Source organism: Pseudomonas tremae (genome assembly GCF_001401155.1).
In the GTDB taxonomy this organism is placed as follows: domain Bacteria; phylum Pseudomonadota; class Gammaproteobacteria; order Pseudomonadales; family Pseudomonadaceae; genus Aquipseudomonas; species Aquipseudomonas tremae.
This window is the reverse complement of sequence record NZ_LJRO01000176.1, coordinates 1-784: the sequence shown is the minus strand read 5'-3', so window position 1 is coordinate 784 and position 784 is coordinate 1. Positions and strand designations below refer to the sequence as shown.

Annotated in this window: 1 protein-coding gene; it reads left to right on the top strand. The window is 48.3% G+C overall.

Annotated elements, in window-relative coordinates:
* Positions 1-18: 18 nt before the first annotated feature.
* Positions 19-784: alpha-xenorhabdolysin family binary toxin subunit A (locus tag ALO43_RS12480; RefSeq protein WP_157062291.1), on the top strand; the 766-nt coding region annotated here is incomplete at its 3' end.

The following is a 784-nucleotide window of genomic DNA, read 5'->3' as shown; positions in this document are numbered from 1 at the left end:
GTACAAGGAACGTGCAGTATGTTGAGTCAAGCAGCACTCTTGGAAAACGAAGATATCGCACGGGTTACTTTAAAACCCGTAGAGTACTTGAGCGTCATACTCGATGATGAAAAAAGCGGAGGCCGGAGCGCGGCACTTATTTTGACCAAGGAAGACATCCTCAGTCTTAAGCGTTACGAGCGTCACGCCCTGAACATTCCCACCTCGCTTAATCGTGTCGAACAGCAATTGGGTTTTACAAGAAGTTACATTCCCGGGCTTGAGCCTAAAGATATGCTGGTGACTTACCAGGCCATCAATAATCATGGCAAGAGCTGGCTCAGTATCGAGGATGGCATCAAACGCAGCGGGTTCGCCATTGAATTGTTTGCCACCCAATTCTCGAGACAGGGCGAACAGATCATCAACTACATCGAAAAAATGGATTTTGCCAGACAACTGGACCTGACCGTTGCCGATTTAAACATTGAAGAGGTCCGTAACACTGCGCCGGTACCACTGGGTGAAACCGATCAGAGGGTGTGTATCACGCTGGCAGCGTTTCTGAAGAAAACGGCGTCACAAATAAAAAACCATCAGCACGCTGCGCAAACCCTGGCGGACCACATCGATACGTTCAGCACCGTCCTGAGCGTCCAGCTAATTCCCGGCATCAATGACAAGGTGAAACTGGCAAATTGTTCTGATCTGGACCAGCAGATCCAGGATCTGGAAAAAGATATCGAACAACTGACGACGGAAATCGAGCAGAAAAACAACGAGTATAAAACCGCCCTGTATAATA